Raw genomic sequence first — 6758 nt, 5'->3', positions numbered from 1 at the left:
GACATGTCCCCAGGGTCTCAGCTGACTCGTGCATCTATTCTCAGACACGCCCTAGCCCCGGTGGGGGACTGACCGCACCACCCCTGCCCTGGGTTGCCCATTTCCGGCCCCCGTGGACCCTTCACTGGCTCAACTGGCCGTCAGCCGCACCTAAAGCCCCCGGCCGCGCCCCACCGGTGAGCGCAGGGTCCGCCAATACCTCCGGGTGACAGCGGCACGCAGCCCCGGTACGCCACCGGCCTCACCCAGCAACTGATCAGCCATGCCCGGCCCCGTCGCGCCCGCCTGCGACACGGGGCCGGATGACGGAAAGAAGAACCGATGACCTCCTCACTGACCACCCGCCGCACCTTCCTGGGCGCCTCCGTCGGGGCCCTGGCGCTGGCCGGGCTGGCCGCCTGCGCCGATCCCGTCATCAGCCCCCAACCGTCAGGGCGCATCCTGCCCACCGACCCGCTGGTCGCCGAGTACGAGAAACGACGCGCCGCCTCGGGCACCACCGTCACCCACCGGCTCTCCGCCGCACCCCTCGAGACCTCCCTCCAGGGTCGGGGCCTGACCACCTGGGGATACAACGACGGCCTCAACGGGCCGCTGCTGCGCGCCCAGACCGGGGACCTGCTCAAGGTCAGCGTCGCCAACGACCTGCCCGAGGACACGAGCGTGCACTGGCACGGGCTGGCCCTGCGCAACGACGCCGACGGAGTCCAGGGGGTGACCCAGGACCCCATCGCCGCCGGAGGACGCTATACGTACGGCTTCCGGCTGTCCCATCCGGGCACGTACTGGTACCACTCCCACTTCGACACCCAGCGCGAACGCGCCCTGTACGGGGCCCTGATCGTCGAGGACCCCAACGAGCCCCTCAGCTACGACCAGGAATGGGTCGTGATCCTGGACGACTGGCTCGACGGGATCACCGGAACACCGCAGGACGTCGTCGAGGAACTCTCCGCCGGGATGGACATGTCCGGCGACATGGAGGGCATGGCCGGCATGGCGGGCATGGACCACGGGTCCATGAGCCAGGACAGCTCCTCGGGCATGCCCATGAAGCACATGCTCATGGGCGCTGAGAGCGACTATCTGGGCGGGGACGCCGGCGACGTGAAGATCCCCGTGCACCTGTTCAACGGCCGCCCCCCATCCGACCCGGACACCTTCTCCAGCACCCCGGGCAACCGGATCCGCCTGCGCTTGATCAACGCGGCCGGAGACACCGCCTACCGGGTCGGGATCCCCGGCCAGGAACTGACCATCACCCACACCGACGGGTTCCCGGTCCAGCCCCGCCAGGCCGATGCCGTCGTCCTGGGGATGGGCGAACGCCTGGACGTGCTGATCACCCTCGGCGACCAGGCGGTGCCCGTACTGGCCCTGCCCGAGGGCAAGACCGGCCACGCCTACGGCATCATCGCAGCCGGTCCAAAGACCACGCTCTCCGGTCGGCTCCCACAGACCCTGGGCGGAACCGTGCTCGATGGCAGCCGACTGAAGGCACACGAATCCGTCCTGCTCCCACCCAAGGACCCGACCACGACCCACGGGGTACGCCTCACCGGATCGATGATGGAGTACGACTGGGGCATCAACGGGCGACGCTTCGACCCGGCCAACCCCTTCGAGGGCGCCTTCGAACTCCGGTTGGACGAACGCGTGCGGGTCACGATGACCAACGACACCGACATGTGGCACCCCATGCACCTGCACGGCCACACCTTCCAGCTGGCCGACCATGGCGCCCGCAAGGTCACGGTCATCATCAAACCCCGGCAAACCATCGTCTTCGACTTCGAGGCGGACAACCCGGGCCAGTGGCTAACCCACTGCCACAACGCCTACCACGCCGAGGCCGGGATGATGGGCGTCTTCTCCTACATCCACTGACCCTCCCGCCCGGCCCACACCCCTCCATCCACGGGGGCATCGCACGGTGGCCGCCCAGGAAAGAACATGCCTTTATCGCTCACCCCCACCCACCGTGCCCAGCCCGCCCGAGACCTCTGGCCCGGCACCCCCGTCCTGACCCGTAGGAGGAAAGGGTCTGCCGTGAGTTTGGTTGACATCTGATCTGTGGTCCCGGGAGGGACTGCTGGAAGGATGACCCCATGCCCGCTGCATACCCCCGAGAGTTCCGCCAGGACGTGGTCGCGATCGCCCGTAAGGGTCAGATGCCGATCGCGCAGGTCGCGAAGGACTTCGGCATCGCCGAGTCCTGCCTACGGCGCTGGCTGGCCCAGGATGATGTCGAGGCCGGGATCCGGCCCGGCATCACCAAGGCTGAGAACGAGGAGCTGAAGGCTCTCAAGCGCCGCAACCGCGAGTTGGAGATGGAGAACGAGGTCCTACGGCGTGCGGCCGCGTATCTGTCCCAGGCGAACCTGAAATTGGGTCAGTCCCCAAAATGACCTATCCCGTCGTGAAGGACCTGGCCCGCGACGGGATTGCCGTGAAACTCTCCTGCCGGGTCCTCGGGTTCTCCCGTCAGGCCTACTACCAGTGGCTGGCCGAACCTGTCAGCGAGCGGGAATGGTCCGACGCGCATGCCGCCAACGCCGTCCTCGATGCCCATGCCGATGACCCGGAGTTCGGATACCGGTTCCTGGCTGATGAGCTCCGCGGCCGTGGCCTGGCCGTGTCGGACCATCAGGTGTTGAAGGCCTGTCGGCTCGTGAAGGTCCGCTGCTGCCACTCGATCCGTCGCGGCTCGGGCAAGCGTCCTGGCCCTGCCGTTCATGATGATCTGGTTCGTCGTGAGTTCGCCGCTGAGAAGCCGAACCAGCTGTGGCTCACGGACATCTCAGAGCATTGGGCCGGGGATTCCAAGCTCTATCTCTGCGCGGTCAAGGACGTGTTCTCGAACCGGATCGTGGGCTACTCGATCAATCGGCGGATGAGCTCGCAGCTGGCCGTGGACGCCCTGCAGATGGCTCTGGGCCGGCGTGGAGGCAAGGCCGAGGTGCAGGGTTGCCGGGTGCATTCGGATCGAGGATCGCAATTTCGAGCCAGGCGGTTCGTGGAGACGCTCCGGGTCAACGGCCTGGTCGGGTCGATGGGCAGGGTCGGTGCTGCTGGGGACAACGCGGCAATGGAATCCTTCTTCGCGCTGTTGCAGAAGAACGTGCTGAACCGGCGTCGCTGGCAGTCCTTCGACCAGCTCCGGCTCGCGATCGTGAGCTGGATCGAGCGGACCTATCACCGCCGTCGTAGGCAGGCCCGTCTCGGGAAGCTCACCCCTGTCGAGTTCGAGATGGTTCAATCAGTCCAGGCGGCTGCCGCCGCCTGATAACTCGTGTCAAGCAAACTCATGGCAGACCCTTCTCACGCGCCTGAATCTCGCCGTCATGGATCGACAGCACCTCGGTCTGTGCGCCAGCCCGCTCCAGAAGCGCCGCGCAGGCTCTGACTGACCGACATCAGGAAGCACTTCACGGCTGAGGAGAAGCTCTGTCTCTGCGCGAACAAGGCCGTCGCAGGCCGCGGCGGTGCAGCCGTGGTGGCTGGGTGCCTGGTGCACGAGGACCGGGGCTCGCAGTTCCGATCTGGCCTATTTCAGGACGCGCGCACCCGTCATGGGCTGATCGGCTTCGTACTCGACGTCCTGACGCGCGGTTCTGCCGGCCGGTCGGCCTGATCCCGCGCTCCGGGTGATCACGGCGTCGGATCGAGCCTGACAGGTCAGCGTCGGCGCCGTGGTGGATGGCATGCACCACCCCCACGAGCGCCGTGTCGCGTTCAGCACTCTGGTGGGCCTACCTGCCCCCTCACTCCGCCAGGAATTCCAGCAGGATCCGGTTGAACTCCTCGGAGTGGCTGATGCTGAAGCCGTGCGGGGCATCCTTGACGAGTTCGACGCGGCTGCCGTCGATCGCCTTGTGCGTCCGCTTGCCGGAGCCCTTGAACGGCACGATCTGGTCGGCGTCGCCGTGCAGGACCAGGGCCGGCACGGTCACTGCCGGCAGGTCGCGGCGGAAGTCGGTGGCCCCGAACGCGTCCATGCAGGCCAGCGCCGCCGTCTGGTCGGACTGCAGCGCCATCCGGATGGCCTCCTGGCGCTGCTCCTCGGTGACCTTGAGGCTGCTGGTCAGGCCGGCCAGCTTGGGGGTGGAGAAGAACGTCGTCGTGAAGTCGTCGAAGAACGACTCGCGGTCCTTCTCGAGACCCGCGCGCATCTCGGCGGCCTGCTTCTCGGTCAGCGGGCCGTCGGGGTTGTCGTCGGTCTTCAGCAGGTACGGGGGCACCGCGCCGGCGAACACCACCGAGTGGATCCGGTCCGCGCCGAACCGGGACATGTAGCGCGCCACCTCGCCACCGCCCATCGAGAAGCCCACGAGCGTCACGTCACGCAGGTCGAGCTCGGTGAGCAGACCGTGCAGGTCGGCGGTCATCGTGTCGTAGTCGTACCCGCCGGCGGGCTTCTCCGAGGCACCGAAGCCCCGCCGGTCATAGGTGATCACGCGGTAGTGCGGGGACAGGGCTGCGACCTGGTCCTTCCACGAGTCGAGGGTCAGCGGCCAGCCGTGGATGAGGACCACGGGACGCCCGTGGCCGGCCTCCTCCACGTTCAGTCCGATCGTGCCGTGGTCCGTGGGGATCTGCATGAGGGTCATGTGCGTCTGCCTTCCTGTGCTCTCGGGGGACGACGGCGGCGCTCGGCCGCCGCTTCCTCCTCACGCTAGGCACGCGCTCGGCACGTGTCAGGCTTCGGTCTCCGCCATCCTGCGCAGCGTCAGCGCGTTGAACGCGGCGTGGCCGTGGTTGTCGTTGTTGAAGTAGACGTAGGCGGGGCGCGCGCCCGCCGCGTCCGCGCCGGTCAGCTCCCGCAGCCGCTTCACCCAGGGGGAGAGCTCGGCGTCGGAGAACGAGCCGCCGTAGCGCCAGTCCGGGTCCGCGTTGTGGAAGCGCACGTAGGCGAGGCGCCCGGTCGCGCGCAGCACCGGCTCCCGCCCGGCGATCACCGAGACCACGAACCCCGCCCCGTGCCGGTCGAGGAGGTCGAACACGTCCTCGTCCAGCCAGGACTCGTGCTGGACCTCCACCGCCACGCGCACCCGCTCGGGCAGCAGGCCGAGGAACCCGGCGAGTCGGTCGTCGTCGCGGTGCAGGTTGGCCGGCAGCTGCAGCAGCAGCGGCCCGGCGTGGTCACCGAGCAGGTCCAGCGTGTGCACGATGCGCTCCACCCAGTCCTGCGGCTCGTTGAGCTTGCGGTAGTGGGTCAGGTAGCGGGAGGCCTTGACGGCCATCTCGAAGCCGGCGGGCAGGCGCTCGCGCCAGGCCTCGACGGTGCTGTCCGCCGGCCAGCGGTAGTGGGAGCCGTTGAGCTCGACCGTCCGGAATCGCTCCGTGTAGTGGTCGAGCTGATCGGCGATCCGCAGCCCCTGCGGGTAGAAGGTCCCGCGCCAGTGCCTGTAGGTCCAGCCGGAGGTCCCGATCCGCACGTCCATCCCCCGACGATAGCCCCGGCACGGGTTCCCGGGTCTTGCCTTGACCCGCCGCGGCAGGCGTAGCGTCCCGCTGATCATCGCGGTGGCTCAGAGGTACGACCGGAAGATGGGCATCGGCTCCCTGATCGCCACGATGCTCCCGTCCTCGATCGCCTTCCTGCCCGCGTGCACCGGCATGGTCATCGGCTGGATGCGGCTGGACCTGCCGATGGGCCCGAATGCCCCGGTCCAGTGAACGCCGTGACCGGCCCGGCGCCCGCCCGCCTGCCCGTCCACTACTGTGACCAGGAATGGACACGACGCGATTCGACGACGACCTGCGCGCGATGCTCGACGAGGTGGAGTCCGACCGCCGCGGCGAGCCCTCCGACTACCTCGAGGACGTCGCTGGCCAGCATGTGGACGGCCTCGCCGTGGCGGTGTGCACGGTGGACGGCCACCAGGCCGCCGCCGGGGAGACCGAGCACGCCTTCGCGCTGCAGTCGGTCTCCAAGGCCCTCACCTACGCGGTGGTGCTGCAGGAGATCGGCCTGGACCACGTGCTGGAGCACGTGGGCGTCGAGCCCTCCGGTGAGTCGTTCAACCACCTGTCCCTGCACGACGACGGCCGGCCGTGCAACCCGCTGATCAACGCCGGCGCCATCCTGGTCCACTCCCTCCTGCCCGCCGGGGACGAGGACGAGCGGACGGCCCTGCTGCTGCGCCGCTACAGCGCGCTGGCCGGCGTCGAGCTGGAGGTCAGCGAGGACGTCCTCGACGCCGAGCGCACCCGCGCCGACCGCAACCTGGGCCTGGCCCACCTGCTCGCCGACGCCGGCCGGCTGCCCATCTCGGCCCGCGAGGCCGTGGCCGGGTACCTCGCGCAGTGCTCGGTCCTGGTCACCGCACCCCAGCTGGCCGTCATGGGCGCCACCCTCGCCGCTGGCGGCACGAACCCCGTGACAGGGGAGCGGGTGCTGGACGAGTGGGTAGCGCAGCAGGCGATGTCCGTGATGCTCACCTGCGGCATGTACGACGCCAGCGGCCAGTGGGTGGCCGAGGTCGGCGTGCCCGCGAAGTCCGGCGTCTCGGGCGCGCTGCTCGGCGCCGTGCCCGGGGCCCTGGGCATCGCCACGTGGTCGCCGCGCCTGGACGAGCAAGGTAACTCCCGGCGTGGCATCGGGTTGTTCGAGGGGCTCAGCGCACGCTGGGACCTGCACGTGCTCCAGCACCGTGGCGCCCTGCGCGGCCTCAGCGGGCCCCGCTGACCCCGCGTTGACGCCTAGGGCGTGTCTGAGAATAGATGCACGAGTCAGCTGAGACCCTGGGGACATG

5 protein-coding genes and 1 pseudogene are annotated in these 6758 nt (G+C 68.9%); 4 read left to right on the top strand and 2 right to left on the bottom strand.

Annotated elements, in window-relative coordinates; translation table 11 throughout:
- Window positions 1-321: 321 nt before the first annotated feature.
- A complete protein-coding gene (locus NR073_RS10885; protein ID WP_060974119.1) occupies window positions 322-1887 on the top strand; it encodes a multicopper oxidase family protein in 1566 nt (521 codons plus the stop codon).
- Between the two features lie 221 nt (window positions 1888-2108).
- Window positions 2109-3286: pseudogene (locus tag NR073_RS10880) on the top strand (IS3 family transposase).
- Between the two features lie 478 nt (window positions 3287-3764).
- On the opposite strand, the gene NR073_RS10875 reads toward NR073_RS10880, so the two are convergent.
- Both NR073_RS10875 and NR073_RS10870 read right to left on the bottom strand, forming a co-directional pair.
- Window positions 3765-4610 carry an alpha/beta fold hydrolase gene (locus tag NR073_RS10875; protein WP_010079170.1) on the bottom strand — a complete coding sequence of 282 codons (846 nt, stop codon included), beginning with the start codon at window positions 4608-4610 and terminating at the stop codon, window positions 3765-3767.
- 87 nt (window positions 4611-4697) lie between these two features.
- The gene (locus tag NR073_RS10870) at window positions 4698-5444 is read right to left on the bottom strand and encodes a DUF72 domain-containing protein (RefSeq protein ID WP_044659465.1); all 747 of its coding nucleotides are present in this window, start codon (window positions 5442-5444) and stop codon (window positions 4698-4700) included.
- A gap of 40 nt (window positions 5445-5484) precedes the next feature.
- Between NR073_RS10870 and NR073_RS10865 the strand changes: the two genes are divergently transcribed.
- Window positions 5485-5679: an AbgT family transporter gene (locus tag NR073_RS10865; protein WP_255351321.1), complete on the top strand. Its 195-nt coding sequence runs from the start codon at window positions 5485-5487 to the stop codon at window positions 5677-5679.
- A 55-nt stretch (window positions 5680-5734) separates the two neighbouring features.
- On the top strand, window positions 5735-6691 hold the full coding sequence (glsA, locus tag NR073_RS10860) for a glutaminase A (RefSeq protein WP_060974229.1): 957 nt from the start codon (window positions 5735-5737) through the stop codon (window positions 6689-6691).
- Window positions 6692-6758: the final 67 nt, after the last annotated feature.

This window comes from Micrococcus sp. Mcc28, from assembly GCF_024519775.1.
GTDB classification, from domain to species: domain Bacteria; phylum Actinomycetota; class Actinomycetes; order Actinomycetales; family Micrococcaceae; genus Micrococcus; species Micrococcus luteus.
The sequence above is the reverse complement of the archived record's forward strand: the minus strand, read 5'-3'. Positions and strand labels throughout refer to the sequence as shown.